At 35.3% G+C, this 21,221-nt stretch carries 15 protein-coding genes and 5 tRNA genes; 5 read left to right on the forward strand and 15 right to left on the reverse strand.

Going from position 1 to position 21,221, the window contains the following annotated elements; genetic code table 11:
- Positions 1 to 57: 57 nt before the first annotated feature.
- The 14 genes from Q0358_RS07145 to Q0358_RS07210 form a co-directional block, all read right to left on the reverse strand.
- The gene (locus Q0358_RS07145) at positions 58 to 8,703 is read right to left on the reverse strand and encodes a DNA-directed RNA polymerase subunit beta/beta' (protein ID WP_299549437.1); all 8,646 of its coding nucleotides are present in this window, start codon (positions 8,701 to 8,703) and stop codon (positions 58 to 60) included.
- A gap of 69 nt (positions 8,704 to 8,772) precedes the next feature.
- Complete coding sequence (gene rplL, locus Q0358_RS07150) at positions 8,773 to 9,147, reverse strand: 50S ribosomal protein L7/L12 (protein WP_299549440.1); 375 nt, start codon at positions 9,145 to 9,147, stop codon at positions 8,773 to 8,775.
- Positions 9,148 to 9,161: 14 nt separating this feature from the next.
- Positions 9,162 to 9,644, reverse strand: a complete 483-nt coding sequence (rplJ, locus tag Q0358_RS07155) for a 50S ribosomal protein L10 (RefSeq protein WP_006802140.1) — start codon at positions 9,642 to 9,644, stop codon at positions 9,162 to 9,164.
- Between the two features lie 93 nt (positions 9,645 to 9,737).
- On the reverse strand, positions 9,738 to 10,442 hold the full coding sequence (gene rplA, locus Q0358_RS07160) for a 50S ribosomal protein L1 (RefSeq protein WP_299549443.1): 705 nt from the start codon (positions 10,440 to 10,442) through the stop codon (positions 9,738 to 9,740).
- Between the two features lie 23 nt (positions 10,443 to 10,465).
- Positions 10,466 to 10,891 (reverse strand): 50S ribosomal protein L11, encoded by a 426-nt coding sequence (rplK, locus tag Q0358_RS07165; protein ID WP_006802142.1) that lies wholly within the window; start codon positions 10,889 to 10,891, stop codon positions 10,466 to 10,468.
- A 22-nt stretch (positions 10,892 to 10,913) separates the two neighbouring features.
- Entirely contained in the window at positions 10,914 to 11,438 is a 525-nt protein-coding gene (gene nusG, locus Q0358_RS07170; protein ID WP_299549660.1) for a transcription termination/antitermination protein NusG, read from the reverse strand.
- Between the two features lie 20 nt (positions 11,439 to 11,458).
- Positions 11,459 to 11,638 carry a preprotein translocase subunit SecE gene (secE, locus tag Q0358_RS07175; protein ID WP_006802144.1) on the reverse strand — a complete coding sequence of 60 codons (180 nt, stop codon included), beginning with the start codon at positions 11,636 to 11,638 and terminating at the stop codon, positions 11,459 to 11,461.
- A gap of 29 nt (positions 11,639 to 11,667) precedes the next feature.
- Positions 11,668 to 11,743 (reverse strand) — tRNA-Trp (locus tag Q0358_RS07180).
- A gap of 27 nt (positions 11,744 to 11,770) precedes the next feature.
- Positions 11,771 to 11,941 carry a 50S ribosomal protein L33 gene (gene rpmG / locus Q0358_RS07185; RefSeq protein WP_006802145.1) on the reverse strand — a complete coding sequence of 57 codons (171 nt, stop codon included), beginning with the start codon at positions 11,939 to 11,941 and terminating at the stop codon, positions 11,771 to 11,773.
- Positions 11,942 to 11,949: 8 nt separating this feature from the next.
- Complete coding sequence (tuf, locus tag Q0358_RS07190) at positions 11,950 to 13,152, reverse strand: elongation factor Tu (RefSeq protein WP_299549454.1); 1,203 nt, start codon at positions 13,150 to 13,152, stop codon at positions 11,950 to 11,952.
- Positions 13,153 to 13,299: 147 nt separating this feature from the next.
- Positions 13,300 to 13,374: transfer RNA gene (locus Q0358_RS07195), tRNA-Thr, on the reverse strand.
- 83 nt (positions 13,375 to 13,457) lie between these two features.
- Positions 13,458 to 13,534, reverse strand: a tRNA-Gly gene (locus Q0358_RS07200).
- Between the two features lie 7 nt (positions 13,535 to 13,541).
- Positions 13,542 to 13,626 (reverse strand) — tRNA-Tyr (locus tag Q0358_RS07205).
- A gap of 53 nt (positions 13,627 to 13,679) precedes the next feature.
- Positions 13,680 to 13,755: transfer RNA gene (locus Q0358_RS07210), tRNA-Thr, on the reverse strand.
- 182 nt (positions 13,756 to 13,937) lie between these two features.
- Between Q0358_RS07210 and Q0358_RS07215 the strand changes: the two genes are divergently transcribed.
- The 5 genes from Q0358_RS07215 (at position 13,938) to Q0358_RS07235 (ending at position 19,559) form a co-directional block, all read left to right on the forward strand.
- The gene (locus tag Q0358_RS07215; RefSeq protein ID WP_299549457.1) at positions 13,938 to 15,896 is read left to right on the forward strand and encodes a TonB-dependent receptor; all 1,959 of its coding nucleotides are present in this window, start codon (positions 13,938 to 13,940) and stop codon (positions 15,894 to 15,896) included.
- Between the two features lie 77 nt (positions 15,897 to 15,973).
- The gene (locus Q0358_RS07220; RefSeq protein WP_299549460.1) at positions 15,974 to 16,468 is read left to right on the forward strand and encodes a hypothetical protein; all 495 of its coding nucleotides are present in this window, start codon (positions 15,974 to 15,976) and stop codon (positions 16,466 to 16,468) included.
- Positions 16,461 to 17,108, forward strand: coding sequence for a 5-formyltetrahydrofolate cyclo-ligase (locus Q0358_RS07225; RefSeq protein WP_299549463.1), 648 nt, complete (start codon positions 16,461 to 16,463; stop codon positions 17,106 to 17,108). Before Q0358_RS07220 ends, Q0358_RS07225 begins: the two co-directional genes overlap by 8 nt.
- The gene (gene rny / locus Q0358_RS07230) at positions 17,050 to 18,621 is read left to right on the forward strand and encodes a ribonuclease Y (RefSeq protein ID WP_299549466.1); all 1,572 of its coding nucleotides are present in this window, start codon (positions 17,050 to 17,052) and stop codon (positions 18,619 to 18,621) included. Before Q0358_RS07225 ends, rny begins: the two co-directional genes overlap by 59 nt.
- 11 nt (positions 18,622 to 18,632) lie before the next feature.
- Entirely contained in the window at positions 18,633 to 19,559 is a 927-nt protein-coding gene (locus Q0358_RS07235; protein WP_299549469.1) for an alpha-1,2-fucosyltransferase, read from the forward strand.
- Between the two features lie 35 nt (positions 19,560 to 19,594).
- Here the strand turns inward: Q0358_RS07235 and Q0358_RS07240 are convergent, their stop codons facing one another.
- Positions 19,595 to 21,220 carry a glycosyltransferase family 2 protein gene (locus tag Q0358_RS07240; RefSeq protein ID WP_299549472.1) on the reverse strand — a complete coding sequence of 542 codons (1,626 nt, stop codon included), beginning with the start codon at positions 21,218 to 21,220 and terminating at the stop codon, positions 19,595 to 19,597.
- Position 21,221: the final 1 nt, after the last annotated feature.

A 21,221-nucleotide genomic window follows, 5' to 3' on the forward strand; every position in this document is an offset into this window, starting at 1 on the left:
TTAAATTAAGGTCTAAATAACCTTAATAACCTCTTTATCCATTAAATATTGGTAAGGCTAATTTTCTTTAATCTTAACCTTTTTCCCTTTGTATATTCCCGTTCCAACTGGAATCATACGCCCTAAAACAATATTCTCTTTTAAGTCCTCTAAGTGATCTATTTTAGCTGCAATACTTGCCTCTGTTAGGACTTTTGTCGTTTCTTGGAACGAAGCCGCTGAAATCACAGAATCACTTCCAATAGCAGCACGTGTAATACCAAGAAGCATAGGCTCTGCAATCGCTGGGATTCCACCCATTTTGATAATGCGCGCATTCTCTTCTCTAAAATGACGCTTACTTACAAGATCACCTTCAATAAACTTTGTGTTACCGCTATCATAGATTCTAACTTGGCGCAACATTTGAGAAACAATAATCTCAATATGCTTATCTGCGATACTTACCCCTTGACGGCGATAAACTTGTTGCACTTCACTAACAATGTATTTATAAAGCTCTTTTTCGCCACCAATGCGTAAAATATCTTGACTAGCAACTACACCATCAGTAATTGCTTCTCCTGCATGAACAAACTCCCCATCATGCACCAAAATTTGCTTAGATTTATCAATTAAATACTCTGCAACTCTACCATCATTTGCTGTAACAATAATTTTTTCTTTGCCACGCACCTGTTTTCCAAAACTTACGATTCCATCAATACCTGCAAGAACTGCTGGATCTTTTGGCTTTCTTGCTTCAAAGAGTTCAGAAACTCTTGGAAGACCTCCTGTAATATCCTTAGATTTTACAAGTGCTTTAGGCGTTTTTGCTAGAATATCTGCCATTTCAACTTTTGCACCATCGGCAACAAAAATTGCCGTTTTAGGATCTAAGATATAGCGGATTAATCCACCTTTTGGTGTAGATAAAACAAGTGTTGGTTTAAATGCACTAGCAATGTATTCATTAACAACCAACCTTGTCTGCCCTGTTAGTTCATCAGTTTGTTCAGAAACCGTAACGCCCGGAACAATATCTTCAAATTTAATTGTTCCTGCCTCTTCTGAGATAATAGGATTAGAGTAAGGATCCCAATCTGCAATGACAATATGTTCATCACTTTGTGGCTTAGCAATTAAAGTATTTTTACTTACAGGCTGATTGTCTTCTGATTCAATAATAGAATCTCTTGCAATATAGTGGCGTGCTGCCTCTTGATCATATTCATCAGCAATCACAGCAAACAAGCCTTTTTCAGTAACTTTATCGCCTTTTTTGATTCCGTGATAACGCTCTAAATGATCTCCTTGCAAATAATAATATTTAACAATTCCTTCGCCTTTTGCAAAGATTTTTTGCGTGATTGGCGCATTATCCTCTACTTTTAGCTCACTTGCATAAGCAATACGATTAGGGATGTTCCAACTATCTTTAATAATATCTACAATACTTCCTTCATCGCGCACATAATGCCCACTAGGATATGGGATATAGAATTTCCCTTCTATCTTTCCTGTTATTCCTGCAAGCTCATTTGGTTTTGCAACATCAGATTTTCTAAGCGTGAATTTCGCTGTTTCTTTTTTTCCAATCACAGAGATTATCACTTCATCATGCACAATATCTACTTTTAACTCACCTTCAAATGGTGCTTTAATTTTTGGCTCTACAAGTAAAATTGCCGCATTTCTTCGGTTAGAAACAATCCTTTTGCCATCACGATTTTTATAAGTTTTTACATTGTAATAACGAATAAAACCTTCTTTATCTGCTACAACCTGTCTTTCTTCTTGACTTCTGCTTGCTGTTCCTCCAATATGGAATGTTCTAAGTGTAAGCTGTGTTCCGGGTTCTCCAATGGATTGTGCCGCTACAACGCCAACTGCTTCTCCAATTTTAGAGATTTTTGACTCACCTAGATTTAAGCCATAACATTTTGCACACACACCTTTTTCTGCCTTACAAGTTACAGGAGTGCGAATAATTACAGACTTCACGCCAGCCTCTTTAACCTTGCGCGCTTTTTCTTCATCAATTAATGTGCCATCACTAATTAAAATCTCATTTGTAATTGGATCAATAATATTTTCAGCAATTACACGCCCAAAAATTCTTTCTTCTAGTGGCTCAATAAGCTCACTACCCACTGTAATATCTGCAATTTCAACACCTTCATTTGTGCCACAATCATCCATTACAACCTTGACATTTTGACTCACATCGATAAGCTTTCTTGTCAAATATCCTGCATTTGCAGTTTTAAGAGCAGTATCTGCTAAACCTTTTCTTGCACCGTGTGTAGAAATAAAGTATTCCAAAACATTCAAACCTTCTTTAAAGTTTGAAGTGATTGGCGTTTCAATAATTGTCCCATCTGGCTTTGCCATCAAACCACGCATTGCAGAAAGCTGTCTAATTTGTCCAGCACTACCTCTAGCTCCAGAATCTGCCATCATATAAATTGAGTTGAAACCATTTTTATCACTCTCAATTAACTTCATCATTGTATTACCTAAGGCATTATTTGTATCCGTCCAAACATCAATGATTTTATTGTAGCGTTCTTGCTCTGTCAATAAACCTGCGCCAAACTGCGCTTGAATATCTTTAACCTTTTTCTTAGCACCTTCTACAACTTTATTTTTGCTATCTGGCACAATAATATCATCAGCTGAAATTGAGATTCCAGCTTTTGTTGCATATTTAAAGCCTAGGTTTTTAAGATTATCCAAGAAACTTGCTGTGATCCCAACGCCACCTTCTTTATAAACATAATCAATTAAAGCTGCAATATCTTTTTTCTTTAACACTTTATTCCATAAATGCATTGGAACAAAATCTGGCAAAATAGATTTTAAAATCATTCTACCAATCGTCGTATTTACAATTCTATCTTCCACATATGCACGCACCTTAGAACTAACTTCAACCACATCTGCTTCAAGTGCAATATGGATTTGATCTATATTTGAAAAGAGTTTATGTTCTCCTTTGGAGCCATCTCTTTCTAACGATAAATAATATAATCCTAAGACCATATCTTGGCTTGGGACGGTTACTGCCTTACCGCTTGCTGGCAAAAGAATATTCATAGAACTCAACATTAAAAGTTTGCACTCTGTAATTGCTTCTTGTGAGAGTGGCACATGCACCGCCATTTGATCACCATCAAAGTCCGCATTAAACGCAGCACAAACAAGTGGATGCAATTGGATCGCCTTTCCATCAATAAGTTTTGGATGGAACGCTTGGATGGATTGTTTGTGCAATGTTGGCGCACGATTTAACATCACAGGATAATCCTCGACAATTTCTTGCAGACACTCCCATACTTCATTACTTTTGCGCTCAATCATCTTTTTAGCCTGCTTTAGTGTTGTTGCATAGCCTTTCTCTTCTAATTTTGACAAAATGTGTGGTTTAAACAACTCTAAAGCCATATTTTTTGGCAATCCGCATTGATCCATTCTTAAATTTGGTCCTACAACAATAACAGAACGTCCGGAGAAATCCACACGCTTTCCAAGCAAGTTTTGACGGAATCTTCCCTGTTTTCCTTTAATAATTTCAGAAAGTGATTTTAACGGACGCTTATTTGCGCCTTTTACAGCATTTGCATTTCTTCCATTATCAAAGAGTGCATCCACAGATTCTTGAAGCATTCTTTTTTCATTACGCACGATAATTTCAGGCGCATCAAGTTCAATTAAACGCTTTAATCTTTGGTTGCGATTAATCACACGACGATATAAATCATTAACATCACTTACAGCAAACTTTCCACCATCTAATGCAACAAGTGGTCTTAAATCCGGTGGAAGAACAGGCAACACTGTTAGCATCATCCACTCTGGGCGATTTTGTCCGCCAGAAACCACAAAACTTTCTACAACTTTTAAGCGTTTAATAATTGTTTTTTTCTTTGCTTCAGAATTTGTTGCTTTGATTGCTTCTTTTAATTCTGCGATTAAATCTACCAAATCCAAGCCCTCAAGCAATTCTTTTATTGCTTCACCACCCATTTGCGCAACAAATCCTGTGTGATCAAATCTTTGCGCTAAACTTTGATATTGTTCTTCATTTAAAACATCATATTTTGCAACAGGCTTTGTGCCTTCATTATCATAAAATGCTTCACCTGCTTGCTTTACAATATAAGCTTCATAATAAAGCACACGCTCTAAATCTTTCATCTTCACACCCAAAAGCGTTCCGATTCTACTTGGTAGAGAATTCACATACCAAATATGTGCCACAGGCGTTACAAGTTCAATATGCCCCATTCTTGAGCGACGCACCTTAGAACTTGTTACTTCAACTCCACATTTCTCACATACAACACCCTTATAACGCATTTTTTTGTATTTTCCACAAAGACATTCATAATCCCTAACAGGACCAAAGATTTTTGCGCAGAATAATCCATCTCTTTCTGGCTTTAATGTGCGATAATTAATTGTTTCAGGCTTTTTAACTTCTCCATGACTCCAACTTCTAATTTTTTCTGGACTTGCAAGAAGTAATTGAAAAGCATTAAAGTCGCTTGGACGATTTTCTTCTTTAATTGTTACTGCTTCATCTATGCCTTCTTTATTTTTTGCAAAAACATTCACATCAAGCGCTAAACTCTGCAATTCTTTTGTTAAAACATAAAAAGTTTCTGGTATCTCTGACTCCTTAACTGCTTCTCCTCTTGTGATTGCCTTATAAGCTTTTACCCTACCCTCTACATCATCAGATTTAATTGTTAACATTTCTTTAAGCGTATGTGCCGCCCCATAAGCTTCTAACGCCCAAACTTCCATCTCTCCAAATCTTTGCCCACCAAAGAGTGCCTTACCACCCACTGGCTGTTGTGTAACAAGCGAGTAAGGACCTGTGCTTCTTGCATGGACTTTTTCATCTACTAAATGGTGGAGCTTTAACATATACATATAGCCCACATTAACACGCTCCATCATTTTTTCGCCCGTGCGCCCATCATAAAGCTCTGTTTTGCCATCAGTATCAATCTTTGCTAATGTAAAAAGCTTCTCAAACTCTTCTGCATTAACTCCTTCAAATACAGGTGTTGCAAATTTAACACCATTACTCCAATCTCTAGCAAAACTCAACAAAGCCTTATCATCAAGATTTTCTAAAAATTCTTTTGCCGATTTCATATTAGAATTTTCAGCAATTTCTAACATTTTAGAACGCAATGCCAAAACCCACTTTTCTTTCTCTTGCTCAAAAATGCTCGCAATTTGCTCACCTAAATTCTTGCCAACAAGCCCTAAATGCACTTCTAAAATCTGTCCAATATTCATACGACTTGGAACACCTAAAGGATTTAAAACAATCTCAACTGGACGCCCATCTTTTGTATAAGGCATATCCACTTCTGGGACGATATTAGAGACAATACCTTTGTTTCCGTGTCGTCCTGCCATTTTATCTCCAACTTTTAGCTTGCGTTTAGTTGCAACATAAATCTTCACAAGTTTTACCACGCCACTTGGAAGAATATCGTCTTTTTCAATAATAGATAGCTTTTCTTCGTGTTCTTGACTTAAATTTTTCTTTTGCTCTAAAAAATTTGCTTTTAAGGTGTCATAAGCGCTTTGAATTTCTTTTGGATAATTTTTAATGAGCGTCCCCATTGCAAAGCGATTAACATTTTCTAAATCCGCTTTTGGAATCACACTCCCTTTTTTATACTCTTTATCACCAATTTTTGCAGCACTTATTAATTTTTCTTTAGAGAGAATAGAACCAATACGCAAAGACTCTTCTCTATCCAGCATCAAAAGCTTATCGTGATGTTCTAAATCAAGACGACTTTTTTCTTCTTCATAAGCAGCAATTGCTCTTCTATCTTTATCATAACCCTTTTTTGTAAAAATTTTTACATCAACAACAGTTCCTTCTAAACTTGGAGGACAATAAAGCGATTTATTTACAACATGTCCAGCTTTTTCCCCAAAGATTGCACGCAATAATCTCTCTTCTGGAGTTGGCTTAACTTCTCCTTTTGGAGATGCTTTTCCAACAAGAATCATCCCGCCTGTTACATAAGTTCCAATTTTTACGATTCCGCTCTCATCAAGATGGGATAATTCTTCTTCTCTAATATTTGGAATATCACGCGTGATTTCTTCAACTCCGTGTTTTAATTCTCTAGCTTCAATTTCTTTTTCATAGATATGAATAGAAGTAAAGGCATCATTACGAATAAGTTTTTCACTCACAACAATCGCATCTTCAAAATTATATCCATTCCAAGGCATAAAGGCTACACGAATATTTTTTCCAAGTGCCAATTCTCCTTGATCCATATTTGGACCATCAGCAATCACCTGTCCAGCTTCTACTTGCTCTCCTGCTTTGACAATAGGACGTTGCGAGAAAGAAGTGTTTTGATTTGTTCTTAAGTTTTTTTGCAAAGAATAATGATCAATAAAAGCTCCATTTTCATCTTCGCCTAAAATATAAATATTTTTCGCATCTACTTTTTCTACAATTCCACTACGCAAAGCTTTTGCTGCTTCCCAAGAATCACGCGAAACAATTTTCTCAATTCCTGTTCCAACCACTGGCGCATCTGGCTTTAATAGCGGCACTGCTTGGCGTTGCATATTTGAACCCATAAGCGCACGGTTAGCATCATCGTGCTCTAAAAACGGGATTAAACTTGCTGCAACTCCAACAATCATTCTAGGGCTAAGATCAATTAAATCCACCTTTTTGGATTCCATTAAAATAATCTCACCATCTTTTCTTACTTCAATCATTTCTTCTTTGATAGTTTGATTATTTGTTAAGACCGTGCTTGCAGGAGCAATAACCGCACCTTCTTCTTGTGTTGCAGTTAAATACACAATCTCATCAGTTACTTTTCCTTCAACAACTTTGCGATAAGGTGCTTCAATGAAACCTAGCTCATTGACTTTTGCATAAGTAGAAAGCGTGTTAATCAAACCGATATTCTGCCCTTCTGGTGTTTCAATTGGACAAATTCTCCCATAATGCGTAGGATGCACATCGCGCACTTCAAATCCCGCACGCTCTTTGACTAATCCACCCTCACCAAGAGCAGATAATCTTCTTTTATGTGTTACTTCTGAAAGTGGGTTTGTTTGATCCATAAATTGTGAAAGCTGCCCACCTGTGAAAAATTCTAAAATCGTTCCTGTAATCATTTTAGAATTAACTAAATCGTGCGGCATTAGCTCTTCTAAACCTGTGCTAATGGTTGTAAGTTTATCACGAATTGCTTTTTGCATTTTTACAAGCCCCGTATGAAGCTCATTTGCTAACAGCTCTCCAATGGCACGGATTCTACGATTCCCTAAATGATCTCTATCATCAATTCTACCTTGCCCATTTTTCACACGCATTAGATAACGCACAGTTTTAATAATATCTTCGTGCGTTAGCACAGTAACATAATCTGGCACGCCAATATCTAACTTATGATTCATTTTCATACGCCCAACGCGTGTTAAATCATAACGCTCTGGGTCAAAGAAAAGCTGTTGCACAAATTGCTTTGCCGCCTCTTTCGTAACAGGCTCACCCGGACGCATTACCTTATAGATACGAATCATTGCTAAATCGTTTTCATTATCAATCTTTTCTGTTTGCTTTAACAGCTTTAAAGATTCTGCATCGGCAACAAAAGCATTAATAATAGAAGCATCCACGCCTAAGGCTAAATCATTTGCAATAACAAAATCATTCACTCCAAGTTCAGCGAGTTTTTTCAGCTTGCTCTCATCCATTAATGTTAGCGCATCAAAAAGCACTTCACCACTTGCTTTATCTACAATCGGTTCTGCTAAATAACGATTAATTAAAATATCAGAGGGATACTCAATCATATTTAATTTTTCTTCTTTTAGAGTCTTTGCTTTTTTGGCTGTCAGGCGTTTTCCTGCTGCAATAATCAAATTTCCCTTAGGATCTTTAATATCAAATTCCACACGTCCAACAAACTCTTCTGGATCAAATGGAATCAAATATTTTCCACTTTTAAATTTAATATTCAATAACGGGTAGAACATTTTTAAAATATCTTGCCTTGAATAACCAAGAGCTCTAAAGAGAATTGTAACAGGCACTTTTCTACGCTTATTCACACGAACAAAAAGCGTATCTTTCGCATCATATTCAAAATATAACCAAGAACCACGATCTGGAATGATTTGTCCTGTATAAACAAGCTTATTAGAAGCACTAGAAGATTCTTCTTCTTTAAAGATAACACCCGGACTTCTATGAAGCTGATTAACCACAACTCTCTCAACACCATTAATAATAAAACTTGTGCGATCCGTCATCAAAGGAATCTCACGCACAAAAATACTTTGCTCTTTGATATCCTTAACGCCTAACTTTTCTCCTGTTTTCTCATCTCTCTCCCAAAGCACTAAACGGATTTTAATTTTTAATGGAATCGAATAAGTTAAGCCTCTCTCCATTGCTTCTCTAACCGTATAACGCGGCTTTCCAAACTCACTACCTGCATATTCTAGGCTAATTCTATTCTGTGCATCGTGGATAGGAAAAATGGATTTAAAAACTTTTTCAAGTCCTGATTCATTTGTATCACTTGTCATCAAAAAATTATCATAACTATTTCTTTGTAACTGAAGCAGATTAGGAACTGCAATGTTTTGAGGAATCTTTGTAAAATCGACTCTCAATCTATTTCCGGATTTTAAACTCACTGGCATATTTTACCTCTATAATAAATGTAGAATTTTGGAAGAAAAATGAAAATGGAGGCACAAGCCCCCAAAAAATTATTTAATATCGACTTTTGCACCAGCTTCTTCAAATTTTGCTTTGATTGCATCAGCGTCTTCTTTCTTAACGCCTTCTTTAACAGTAAATGGAGTTTTCTCAACTGCATCTTTTGCTTCTTTTAATCCAAGTCCTGTTACTTCTCTTACAACTTTAATAACATTGATTTTCTTATCGCCACTATCTGTAAGAATAATATCAAACTCTGTTTTTTCTTCAGCAGCAGCTGCACCACCGCCAGCAACAGCACCTGCAACAACTGTTGGAGCAGCAGATACACCAAATTTTTCTTCAAAAGCTTTTACAAGCTCTGAAAGTTCCATAACTGAAAGATTGCCGATATACTCTAATACATCTTCTTTTGAAATTGCCATAATTTTCTCCTATTTTATTGTGCTTCTTTTTCTTTGCGTAAATTATCCAGCCCTGTAACAAAATAACGAGCAGGAGCAGTCCAAACGGACAACAACATACCAATAAGCTCTTCTTTGGATGGAAGTTTTGAAACAGCTTCAATATGTTTTGCATCCACAACTTCACCTTCAAGGCAACCTGTTTTGATTACCAATTTGCCACCCACAGAACTTGAAAACTTGCTAATTACTTTTGCTAGAGAAATTTGATCTTCACTCCAAACAAAAATATTATTCTCTTTTAGCTCCAATCCTTCAATGCTAGAATTTTTTAATGCGATAGATGCAAGCGTATTTTTAATCACTTGAACTTTTGCGTTTTGTTCTCTCGCGTTTGCTCTTAAGGATTCCAACTCTTTAACAGTTAAACCCTTATAATCACAAACAATAATCGCATTTGATGCTTTAAATTCAGCAGTTAAATTTTCAATCAGAGCAGTTTTTTCTGCTTTTGTCATCATTAACCTCCTTTCAGACGAAAGACTTAGATAGGGTAAATTTTTAAGCTAAAGCCCCTATGGTCATTAGTCTAAGATAAAAACAAGAATAAATTATTTCATATCAATGAGTTCTTGTGCATCTAGTGTTAAAGATGGACTCATTGTTAATGCTAGCGTCGCATTTTTAATATATTTTCCCTTTGCGCTTGCTGGCTTTTGTTTGTTAATATTTTTTACAAGAGCAATGATATTTTCTTCAAGTTTTTTTGCATCAAAACTTGCTTTACCAACAGGAGCGTGGATAATCCCTTTTTTATCAACGCGATAATTCACCTGCCCGCTTTTTGCATTACTTACAGCCTTTGAAATTTCCATTGTAACTGTGCCTGTTTTTGGGTTTGGCATTAAACCTTTTGGTCCAAGGATTCTACCAACTTTACCCACTAATGCCATCATATCAGGTGTTGCAATAACCATATCAAAATTTAAATCTCCGTTTTTGATTTGATCTGCTAAATCATCATCACCGACAACATCAGCTCCTGCTGCTTTTGCTTCATCTGCTTTTGCTCCCTTTGCAAACACAGCCACACGCACACTCTTTCCAGTTCCATTTGGTAAAACAACTGCTCCACGGATCATTTGATCTGCGTGTCTTGGATCTACACCTAAACTCAACGCAACTTCAACTGTTTCATCAAACTTAGCAGATGCTAAAGACTTAACTGTTGCAGAAGCGGTTGTAATATCGTATATTTTTGTGCAATCTACCTTGTTAAGAAGATTTTGCATTCTTTTTGTTAATTTTTTTGCCATTATTTATACTCCAACGCGTCTTTTTAATCTACAACTTCAATGCCCATACTGCGAGCACTTCCCTCAACAATCTTAATCGCTGCTTCTTCTGTATTAGCGTTCAAATCATCCATTTTAGTTTTTACAATATCTAAAACTTGAGCTTTTGTTAATTTTCCTACTTTGTTTTTTAAAGGATTATCTGAACCTTTTTGAATTCCAGCAGCTTTTTTAATCAAATCCGTTACAGGTGGTTTTTTTGTAATAAATGTAAAACTTTTATCTTGATAAACAGTGATAATAACAGGAATATTAAAATTTCCCATATCTTTTGTTTTTTCATTAAACGCTTTACAAAATTCCATAATATTCACACCACGCTGACCTAAAGCTGGACCTACGGGAGGAGATGGATTTGCTTTTCCTGCTGGAATTTGAAGCTTAAGTTCGCCAATAATTTTCTTTGCCATAACTTATCCTTGTTTTTAGTTATTAAACTATTTTTTCCACTTGTGAATAGAGTATCTCAATAGGTGTGCTACGACCAAAAATTGAAACATTAAGTTTTAACTTGCGATGTTCCATATCATATTCTTCAACAATTCCTGTGAAGTTAGCAAAAGGACCTTCAATAATTCTTACAACTTCTCCTGTTTCAAAAATAATTTTTGGTTTTGGAGCTGCACGATTTTGAACCTTTTCAATAATATGATTAATGTCTGCTTCGCTTAATGGTGTTGGTTTTTTAGATTCCCCAATAAAACGACTCACTTTAGGTAAAGATTGAATAGTATGCCATAAGGCTGTATCTAAATCAACTTTTACAAAAACATATCCAGGATAAAGACTGCGCTCACTGATTTTTTTCTTGTTGTTTTTCACTTCAATAATATCTTCTGTGGGAACAACAATATCTGTAATTCTCTCTTCTAAATGATGCTCTCTTACAAGATTTTCAATTCCACGCTTTACAGCTTGTTCGCTACCAAAATATGTTTGAATCGCATACCAATACAACGCCATAAACAAATCCTAACTTATAAAATACTAGAAACAAAACTTCCAAGAATGAAATCTACCAACGCCAAAAATAGAGCAATAACCGTTACAACAAGAATCACAGAGATAAAAGCATTTCTAACCTGTTCTTTTGTAGGAAAAATAACCTTGGATAATTCTTCTTTGGATAGTCTATAATAGGTAATTAGTCTTTTCATTTCTAAATTTGTCTCTCTTTATTCCAAAATGGCAGGCCAGGAGGGACTCGAACCCCCATCACTCGGTTTTGGAGACCGACGCTCTACCATTGGAGCTACTGACCTATGATGTAAGCTAAAGGGAAAAATCCCTTAGCTTTTTAATTTTACTTCTTTATGAATTGTATGTTTATTTAGTCTTGGGCAGAACTTTTTAAGCTCCAGTTTTTCTGTTGTGGTTTTAGCATTTTTCATTGTGCTGTAATTAATATCACCACATTCAGAACATTTAAGTCCAATTTTTACACGATTACCTTTAGCCATTGTTATGCCTACTCAATAATCTTAGTAACAACACCCGCACCAACAGTTCTACCACCTTCACGAATCGCAAAGCGTGTTCCATCTTCAAGTGCAATTGGGTTAATTAATTCAACAGTAATTTTAATGTTATCGCCCGGCATTACCATTTCTACACCATCTGGCAATTGAATAGAACCTGTAATATCTGTTGTTCTTACATAAAATTGTGGTCTATAACCATTAAAGAATGGGGTATGTCTTCCACCTTCATCTTTTGAAAGAACATAGATTTCACCCTCAAATTTTTTGTGTGGAGTAATTGAGCCCGGCTTACATAAAACCATACCTCTTTCTACTTCTTCTTTTTTTGTTCCTCTTAGAAGCACACCAACATTATCCCCAGCTTCACCTTGATCAAGCTCTTTTCTAAACATTTCAACGCCTGTTACCGTTGTTTTTTGTGTATCGCGGATTCCAACGATTTCGATTTCATCACCAACTTTTACAATACCTCTTTCAATTCTTCCTGTAACAACAGTTCCACGACCAGCAATTGAGAATACATCTTCAATAGGCATCAAGAAAGTCTTATCTGTTTCACGAACTGGAGTTGGGATATATTCATCAACTGCGTCCATAAGCTTCATAATCTTTTCGCTCCACTCACCTAGATTACCTGCTTTTGCTTCTTCAAGAGCTTTTAGTGCAGAACCTGCAACGATCGGAGTATCATCGCCTGGGAATTCATAGCTTGATAATAACTCTCTAATTTCCATTTCTACAAGCTCTAACAATTCTGGATCATCTACCATATCTTGTTTGTTCATAAATACCACAATGTAAGGAACACCAACTTGACGAGACAATAGAATATGTTCTCTTGTTTGTGGCATAGGACCATCTGCTGCTGAAACAACAAGGATTGCTCCATCCATTTGCGCAGCACCTGTGATCATATTTTTAACATAGTCAGCGTGTCCAGGACAATCTACGTGCGCATAGTGTCTTTTTTCTGTTTCATATTCAATATGAGAAGTTGCAATCGTAATACCGCGCTCTTTTTCTTCTGGAGCGTTATCAATATTATCGTAGTCTTTTAACTCTGCTAGACCTTTTTGTGATAGAACAGCAGAAATTGCAGCACTTAAAGTTGTTTTGCCGTGGTCAACGTGTCCGATTGTCCCAACATTTACGTGAGGTTTGTTCCCTCTGTTAAATTTTTCCTTAGCCATAAGCCTCTCCTAAAATTTTAAGTTTAAAATAGTGGATATTCTACACTATTTTTACCAATTTTAAAATTAAGAATCGTACATTTTCTACAATTCCATCATATCTTTTGCACAATTTACACACTTAAAATTATGCAACCCTTGAAAAACTGGAGCCCATAAGCGGGATTGAACCGCCGGCCTCTTCCTTACCAAGGAAGTGCTCTGCCACTGAGCTATATGGGCATAAATTCATTTAAAAATACATAAATTTAGTTCTTAAAGAAGTGTTTTGCTGATAAAGAAAAATGTAGAATCAGCTCCCAGTATGGAGCGGGAAACGGGGCTCGAACCCGCGACCCTCAGCTTGGAAGGCTGATGCTCTAGCCAACTGAGCTACTCCCGCATGGCTATGGTGGTGAGACGTGGATTCGAACCACGGAAGTCAGAAACAGCAGATTTACAGTCTGCCCTCGTTGGCCACTTGAGTATCTCACCCCAAAAATTATTAATAAAACTGGTCAAACACTGAAAAAATTTAGTAAATTTTATGGAGCTGGCAAAGGGACTCGAACCCCCGGCCTGCTGCTTACAAGGCAGCTGCTCTACCAACTGAGCTACGCCAGCACATTTTTAAAAAATTAAAAATGAGTTGAAATTCTACTCTTTTTTGTTCTTATTGTCAATACTTTTTAAAAATTTGTTATATAATTTTGCACTATCAGAGATTCTATTATGATCTCTATTAAATATGTGTAGAAATAATAGACTTTACCCTAGAATGCTGATAAAAAGGAGTTTTTATTAAAATGGAGAAAAAACACAAAAATCTTTACCCAAAGGGATTTAGAAAGAAATATTTTTCTCTTGCGGCGATTTTAGCACTTAATACTGCATTGCTTGCACAAAGTCAAAATACCGCATTGCTTGAAAAATCCGATTCCATAAATCAGGATATCAAACTTTCTGTAATCCACGCTAGAGAGTTTGTGGAGAATATGGACTTTAAAGAAGAATTTGATGCACAAAATATTGCACTTTCTAATGCACAAAATATCTATGACTTCTTAAATACAAATTCTCTACTCACAATCCGTTCTAACTATGGCAATCCTTATGCGCAAAACATTGACTTACGAGGATTTGGACAAAATGGTCATAAAAACCTTGCTATTATTGTAGATGGAATCTTACTTAATAATATAGATTCCTCTCCTATCTCTCTTAGTAATATCCCGTTAGATTCTGTGCAAAGCATAGAAATTATCCGCGGAAAAGGCACAACAAAATATGGAAATGGCGCAGTTAGTGGAATCTTAAAAATCACAACAAATCGCAAAAGTGGAGGTGCTGTCAATCTGGGCTATGCAAGCTATGGCACGCTAAATTCACAATTTTTTGCACGCAGCGTTAAAGACACTCTAAACATAGGAGTATATGGGCAATACCAACACGCACAAGGAGAGCGTTATTTAAGCAATCTAAGCGATGAAAAAAGTGGGAGCTATAATAAAAATGGCGGAATGACGGCTTTTTTTTATCCTAGTAATGATTTGCTATTAAAAACGCAATTAAATTACGCAAAATATGGAATTAAATATGCAAATCCTATTACACAGCAAGATTTTGAAAACGACCCTACACTTCCAGGCAATGGATACACACATCAAAAACGCTGGGATTTGACTTATTCAACCGGCTTTACAAGCTTTAGCGACACAGGGATTGTAACAGATGTCAATATCGGCGGGAGTCGCAATACAAGCCGTTATGTTAATTTTGATTCTAAATATGAAGGCAAAGGACTTTTTGCAGATTTTAACTCGCAGTTTAAAAACGATTCCTATCTTGCAGAAATTGGCGGTGAGATTCGCGCAAATGAACGCAAAAGCTTAGGGCAAAAAGCAGAAGTGGAATCCTTACTTCTCTACCTTAATGGTGAAAAATACATTAAGGATTCCACCTTCAATGCTGGAATCTCAACACAACGCGTCATCACAAAACAAAGCGATACTTACAGCAAACAAAATAATCTCTTTGGTGGCGAGCTTGGCTATCATTATGCATTAAATCGCCAAATTTCACTTTTTGCGTCCTATGCGCGCAGTTTTAATGTGCCAAATGTAGATTGGATGCTTTATTATGATCCTATTAACTTCACGCCTACTGCTAACCCCTACATTGAAGTTGCAACTTTTGACACCTATCAAATCGGCGCAAAAGCAATCTTTGGAATCCATACAATTCACACAAATGCTTTTATTATTCAAGGAAAAGATGAAGCCTTTTATGGATTTAACAAACTTACAGGCATAAGTGCTAATCAAAGCCTAGGCAAAACGCAAAGAATCGGTGGCGAGATACAGTTTAACACACAATATAGTTCATCACTTTATTCAACACTAAGTTATGCTTATGTGGAATCCAAAATTAAAAGTGCCGAGTTTGATGGCAAAGAAATCCCGGGCGTTTCTAAGCACATCTTTACTGCAAGCCTAAACTACTTGCCGCTAACAAATCTCAATTTAGGAGTGCATTATAAATATGGCTCAAAAATGTATGATTACAACGACTTTGATAATACACAAACCAAATCACCAAATTATCAAAGCCTAAACCTTAACGCAAGCTATAACTTTAAGGATTTTGAAGTGTATGCATACATTAATAACCTAACAAACCATAAAAATGCCATTGTTGTGAGTGGCGCATATTATCCTTACGCCTTTGAACGCACCTTTGGTGGTGGTGTGAAATACACTTGGTAATGCGCACTATACATTTACGATTCTACCTTTGGTATAAACTATTAAACGCCTTATTTCTAGGTTGTTCTTTAGGGAGTGTGTTTATCATCTATGCTCCCTTAAATCCTAAAATTTACTCCATAGGTGGAATCGCACTCTCTCTTGGAGCGTGGATTTTGACTTTTTTTTATGCAAAAATCCTAAAAGAAAAGCCTTATAAAATTATTCTCTTGGGTATCGAGTTAATCCCTTTTTGTTACATTTTGGCGTATTTGTTCTTTCCAAATACCTTTTTTGGAGCGATTTTGGTGTATTGCCTTTATCAAATCACTTTTATTTTTGGAGATTATTTAGGACGAGCTGAAACACTAATTTTTGCTAAAAAACCTCTATTGTCTTGGCTTGATAAACGCAAACAAATCGGCTATTTACTTGGACTTGGAATCGCTTTTTTGTTTTATGCAATTTTAGATTCCAACAAAATCACGCAAAAAGAATTGCAAATTTATTACATACATTTTTTACTCTTTTTGTTACAATGTGGAGTGTTTTTTACATTATTTTACGCTTTTGCAAAGAGAAAAAATGTCTGATCTAAAAGCAAATTATCGAAAAATTTTCAAAAAAAATCTCACAAAAATCTCACAAAAAAACAATAAGATATGGCTAGATTATAGAATCCAAAACACTCTAAAAAAAGAGATTGAATGTTTGCTTCTTACACATAAAAAAAAGCGTTTTATTAACCTTTTATTCTATTATCCTTTACCCATAGAATTTGATAGTAGAAAACTTTTAAGATTCTATAAAAAACAAAAAAAGGTGCAGATTTTTTTACCCTTTATGCAGGGTATCAGTTTTAAAATTGTAAAATATAGGCTTCCAATGCAAAAAAGGGATTTTGGAGTTTATGAATCTAGCCATTCATCTTTTAAAATTTCTAAACTAGATTACGCAATTGTCCCAGTTATTGGAATTGATAAAACATTTAAACGCATAGGATTTGGCAAAGGAATGTATGATAGATTTTTTAGCACTTTAAAAACAAAACCTCAAACAATTTTTATATGCCGTGCATTAAATCTAGCACAATGTGCAATCACACAATCTTATGATTTACAAGCAGATACATTTATTTCTCCCTTTGCCTACCTAAAATTTAAGGATATTCACAATGGTAATATGGGTTCTCACAAGTTCTATTCTCTCCGCTATCATCGCTGGAGGGGGTAGCTATCTTATTTCACGCAAACTCTCACACGCAAAACTAGCAGTCCAAATAGAGCAGGCAAACGCAAAGGCAAAGGCAATAGAATATGAAGCAGAAAAATTATTTCAAGAATCTAAAATTAAAGCAAAAGATATTGAATTAGAAGCAAAATTAAATGCCGATAGAGAAAGCAACAGAATCTTAAAAGAACACGAAGCAAATCTCTTGCTGTTTGAAAAAGAAAAAATTACACAATCTCAACGCATAGAAAAAGAAATGTGTAAAATTGAACACGAAAAACATCTTCTGAGCAAAGATCGCAATGCACTTTTTGAAGAGCAAGAATCTCTAAAAAGACTTAAAACAACTTACAATACAAAGCTTGAAGAACTCACCCAAAATCTCTCAAAAATAGCAAATCTTACCAAAAGCGAAGCTAAACAAATGTTTTTAGAACGTATCAAAGAAGAATCCAAGCTAGAAGCCGCAAAAATCATTAGAGAGCAGGAGATGCAAGCAAAAGAAGAAGCAAAAGATAAGGCGAACTACATCTTAGCAATGGCGACTTCACGCTTTGCAGGAGAATTTGCAGCAGAACGCCTAATCCAAAGTATTGTTCTGCCAAGTGATGATTTAAAAGCGCGCATTATTGGTAAAGAAGGGCGCAACATCAAGGCTTTAGAAATGATTTGTGGCGTGGATATCATTATTGATGATACACCAAATGTCATTATTGTAAGCTCCCACAATCTCTATCGCCGCGCAATTGCAGTTGAAACAATTAACAAATTATTAGAAGATGGCAGAATCCAACCTGCGCGCATTGAAGAGATTTATCAAAAATGCTTTGATGAATTTGAAGATAGCATTTGCAAAGAAGGGGAACGTGTCGTGCTAGATTTAGGTATTAATGGAATCCACCCAGAAGTTAAAAAACTTATCGGCAAACTTCGTTATCGCGCAAGCTATGGGCAAAACGCTCTTGCACATTCTTTAGAAGTGGCAAATCTTGCTGGAATCATCGCCGCAGAGCTTGGTGGAGATTGTCTGCTTGCGGCAAGAGCTGGGTTATTGCACGATATAGGAAAATCACGCACGCACGATTTTAAAGGCACTCATGTAGAACTTGGAGCAGAAATTGCAAGGCGTTATAACGAACCTGCTGTTGTCTTGAATGCGATTCTCTCTCATCACGGAAATGAAGAAGTTAAAAGCATTGAAGCAGCTGCAGTTTGTGCAGCGGATGCACTCTCTGCTGCACGACCGGGAGCAAGACGCGAAGTGCTAGAAAACTATCTAAGGCGTGTAAGCGAGATAGAAAAAATTGCGACTTCTAAAATGGGAGTCTTACACGCTTATGCAATCAATTCTGGACGCGAAGTGCGTGTGATTGCAAAATCTGAGGATATCAATGATGATGAAGCCTATCTCTTAGCAAGAGAAATTGCAAAAGATATAGAATCTAGCGTGCAATATCCGGGTGAAGTAAAAGTAAGCGTAATCCGTGAAACTAGAGCTTGCGCTATGGCGGAATAAAGAGAGCAAAAATGATTGTAAGATTAATGGGTGGATTAGGAAATCAAATGTTTTGCTATGCTTTTGCAAAATCTCTTAGCTTATTAAAAAACACTCAAGTCTTTCTTGATTATCATAACCAAGATTTAAAAAGGATTACTCCGCAAAGAAGATTTGAAATAGATCGTTTTAATCTTACTGTGCCAATAGTTTATGATTTTAAAATTCCAAAAAATCAGTTCGCTAGAATAATTAATAATTTTTTGCCTAAAAAATATCGCTTACAAAAATATAAATTTCCTATATACAGAGATGCCAATCTAACACCTGAATATGTTATAAACAATAATTTTGAAATAAATGCTTATTTCTTGGGATATTTTCAAAATATAAAATATTTCATTGACATTGAACAAATATTAAAAAATGATTTTATTCTCAAAACTCCATTAAGCCAAAATAATCAAAAATTACAAAACCATATTCTATCCACAAAAAATTCTTGCTTTCTACATGTTCGTCGCGGGGATTATCTAGGTGATACAGGATTTATAAATTTATGCCAAACGAATTACTATAATGAAGCCTTAAAAATTATAAAAGATAAATTAAAAAAACCGCATATATTTATTTTTAGCAATGATATGCAATGGTGCAAAAATCATTTTTTACAAACACTTGATCCCAAAATCACAAATGGCATATTTTTTGACTTTGTTGAAGGTAATGGTGAAGGCGATGCCATCGAAGAAATGGAGCTTATGCGAAGCTGCAAACATAGTATTAAATCAAATTCTACTTTTAGTTGGTGGGCTGCATTTCTTTTGAACAATAAAGAAAAGATAGTTATTAGTCCAAAAGAATTCTTTACAAGACATGTTCCAAATGTAGACCCAGATAATCTCGTAATTAAAGATTTAGATAACTCTGAACGTTATTTTTATATAAAATTACTCTAAAAGAATTATTAACCAATTTCTTAATTTTATTTAATTTATTTTAAAATTCTAAACTTGGCTCCAAAAATTCTAATAATTTTATATTTTTTATCAGAAGAATTTTTAATAGAAAAAATTTTCTGTAACAACTCAATGCTGAACTTTCTTTTTAAATCTTTGCGCAATTTAGAATAATATTTAATATCTTCTTGTTTTAAGGTCATAAAACCATCTTTTATAATTTCTTGTATAAAAATATTCATTTTCTGTATATTTTGCGGGTTCATTGAGATTGCATTGTTGTCTACTCCAAACTTCATTGCATACTTTTTTAATGAACCCCAAAGTTCCTGCTGATCCTTAGGGTGTGGTGGGACAAAAGTATTAATACCTTTTTGTTTTAATTTATAAGACAGAGTGATGTCTTCACCGACAATTTTGAAATTTGAATATTTTTGTGTATTCTCAAATAAATAATCTAGCCATTTTCTTTTCAAAAACCAACTATGTCCCACCAAATCCACTCTTGCTGTATAATCCAAATTTCCATCCCAACCAACCCTAAATGACTTGTCATAAGGATATTTTTCCATCTCATCAAAAACAATTCCGATTGTCCCATAAAGTCCTTCTTTTTCACACATTTGCACTAGGCAATTTTCAAGCCACCTTGAGCCTGGAATCGTATCATCGTCAAAAACACATACATATTGTGATTTTGCATTTTTTCTTGCAAAATCAAACCTTTCCCAGACTCCATAATTTTTATCGCAAATTTTCACATCATCAAAATGATCCAATAATTCTTTATTAAAGACGATTTTATAATCTTCATCTATCCCATCTTGAAATAACAAAATCTCTTTAGGTTTAACACTCTGATTCTTCAGTGCTTCTAATTGCAATCTTAGATTTGACGGTTTTTTATATGCTGTCAAAATCACGCTGACATCAAAATTAATCATTCTAGGATTATACATCCAACAAATGCGTTTGGCATAATCACTTGTTACATCCATATAAGGTCTAGTTTGTTTATTATGAATAAAAGTATCAAGCGCAGAGCCAAAATCTATGTAACAATTGTTCGGATTGTTTTGAAACAAATCCACAATGATAGGCTCACTCATAGGACCTGCTGCAACAACATAAAGCAAATCATTTCTGCACCCAAAATCTTGTTTTATTTGCTCAATCATTTGCTTTGCATCATTCTCCCAAAAGCCAATACAATCATCACTAACTTCATAATGTTTTAGGATATTTAAATTGCCTATTTTACGATTTTTCGCTCTATAATTTGCAATCAATACAACATCTCTGTGTAAAGTAGGAAACTTTTCTTCAAATTTCTTATAATTTGCATTTGACCAAAAATTAGAAAATGTAATATTTCTACTTCTTATTCTCGTCATATACCATAGATATGCACTCATATCACAACAAGGACAAGAGATTCCATAAAAAACTTTTTCATCATCAAGATTTAACGAAGCAAGCAATGCTTCTCCAAGTTTAGAAACATAATCTGTAGATTGCCAACCTTCCTGTGCTGTAACCTTGCGTCCGCACATAATTGCACACTCACCATCACCATATCTTAATAATACAAAATTTTCATTCTTTTCAATTTTATCCCAAATCTTATCAAATTCATTATTTTGAAAAAGTCTATGTTCCATT

This window comes from uncultured Helicobacter sp. (assembly GCF_937893305.1).
Lineage (GTDB): Bacteria > Campylobacterota > Campylobacteria > Campylobacterales > Helicobacteraceae > Helicobacter_D.

Coding starts and splice junctions, on each gene's coding strand:
- rplJ (WP_006802140.1), bottom strand. CDS start 9,644: ATGACAAAAGCAGAAAAAACTGCTCTGATTGAAAATTTAACTGCTGAA.
- rplL (WP_299549440.1), bottom strand. CDS start 9,147: ATGGCAATTTCAAAAGAAGATGTATTAGAGTATATCGGCAATCTTTCA.
- rplK (WP_006802142.1), bottom strand. CDS start 10,891: ATGGCAAAGAAAATTATTGGCGAACTTAAGCTTCAAATTCCAGCAGGA.
- tuf (WP_299549454.1), bottom strand. CDS start 13,152: ATGGCTAAGGAAAAATTTAACAGAGGGAACAAACCTCACGTAAATGTT.
- Q0358_RS07145 (WP_299549437.1), bottom strand. CDS start 8,703: ATGCCAGTGAGTTTAAAATCCGGAAATAGATTGAGAGTCGATTTTACA.
- rny (WP_299549466.1), top strand. CDS start 17,050: ATGGTAATATGGGTTCTCACAAGTTCTATTCTCTCCGCTATCATCGCT.
- secE (WP_006802144.1), bottom strand. CDS start 11,638: ATGAAAAGACTAATTACCTATTATAGACTATCCAAAGAAGAATTATCC.
- Q0358_RS07240 (WP_299549472.1), bottom strand. CDS start 21,220: ATGGAACATAGACTTTTTCAAAATAATGAATTTGATAAGATTTGGGAT.
- rplA (WP_299549443.1), bottom strand. CDS start 10,442: ATGGCAAAAAAATTAACAAAAAGAATGCAAAATCTTCTTAACAAGGTA.
- Q0358_RS07215 (WP_299549457.1), top strand. CDS start 13,938: ATGGAGAAAAAACACAAAAATCTTTACCCAAAGGGATTTAGAAAGAAA.
- Q0358_RS07235 (WP_299549469.1), top strand. CDS start 18,633: ATGATTGTAAGATTAATGGGTGGATTAGGAAATCAAATGTTTTGCTAT.
- rpmG (WP_006802145.1), bottom strand. CDS start 11,941: ATGGCTAAAGGTAATCGTGTAAAAATTGGACTTAAATGTTCTGAATGT.
- Q0358_RS07225 (WP_299549463.1), top strand. CDS start 16,461: ATGTCTGATCTAAAAGCAAATTATCGAAAAATTTTCAAAAAAAATCTC.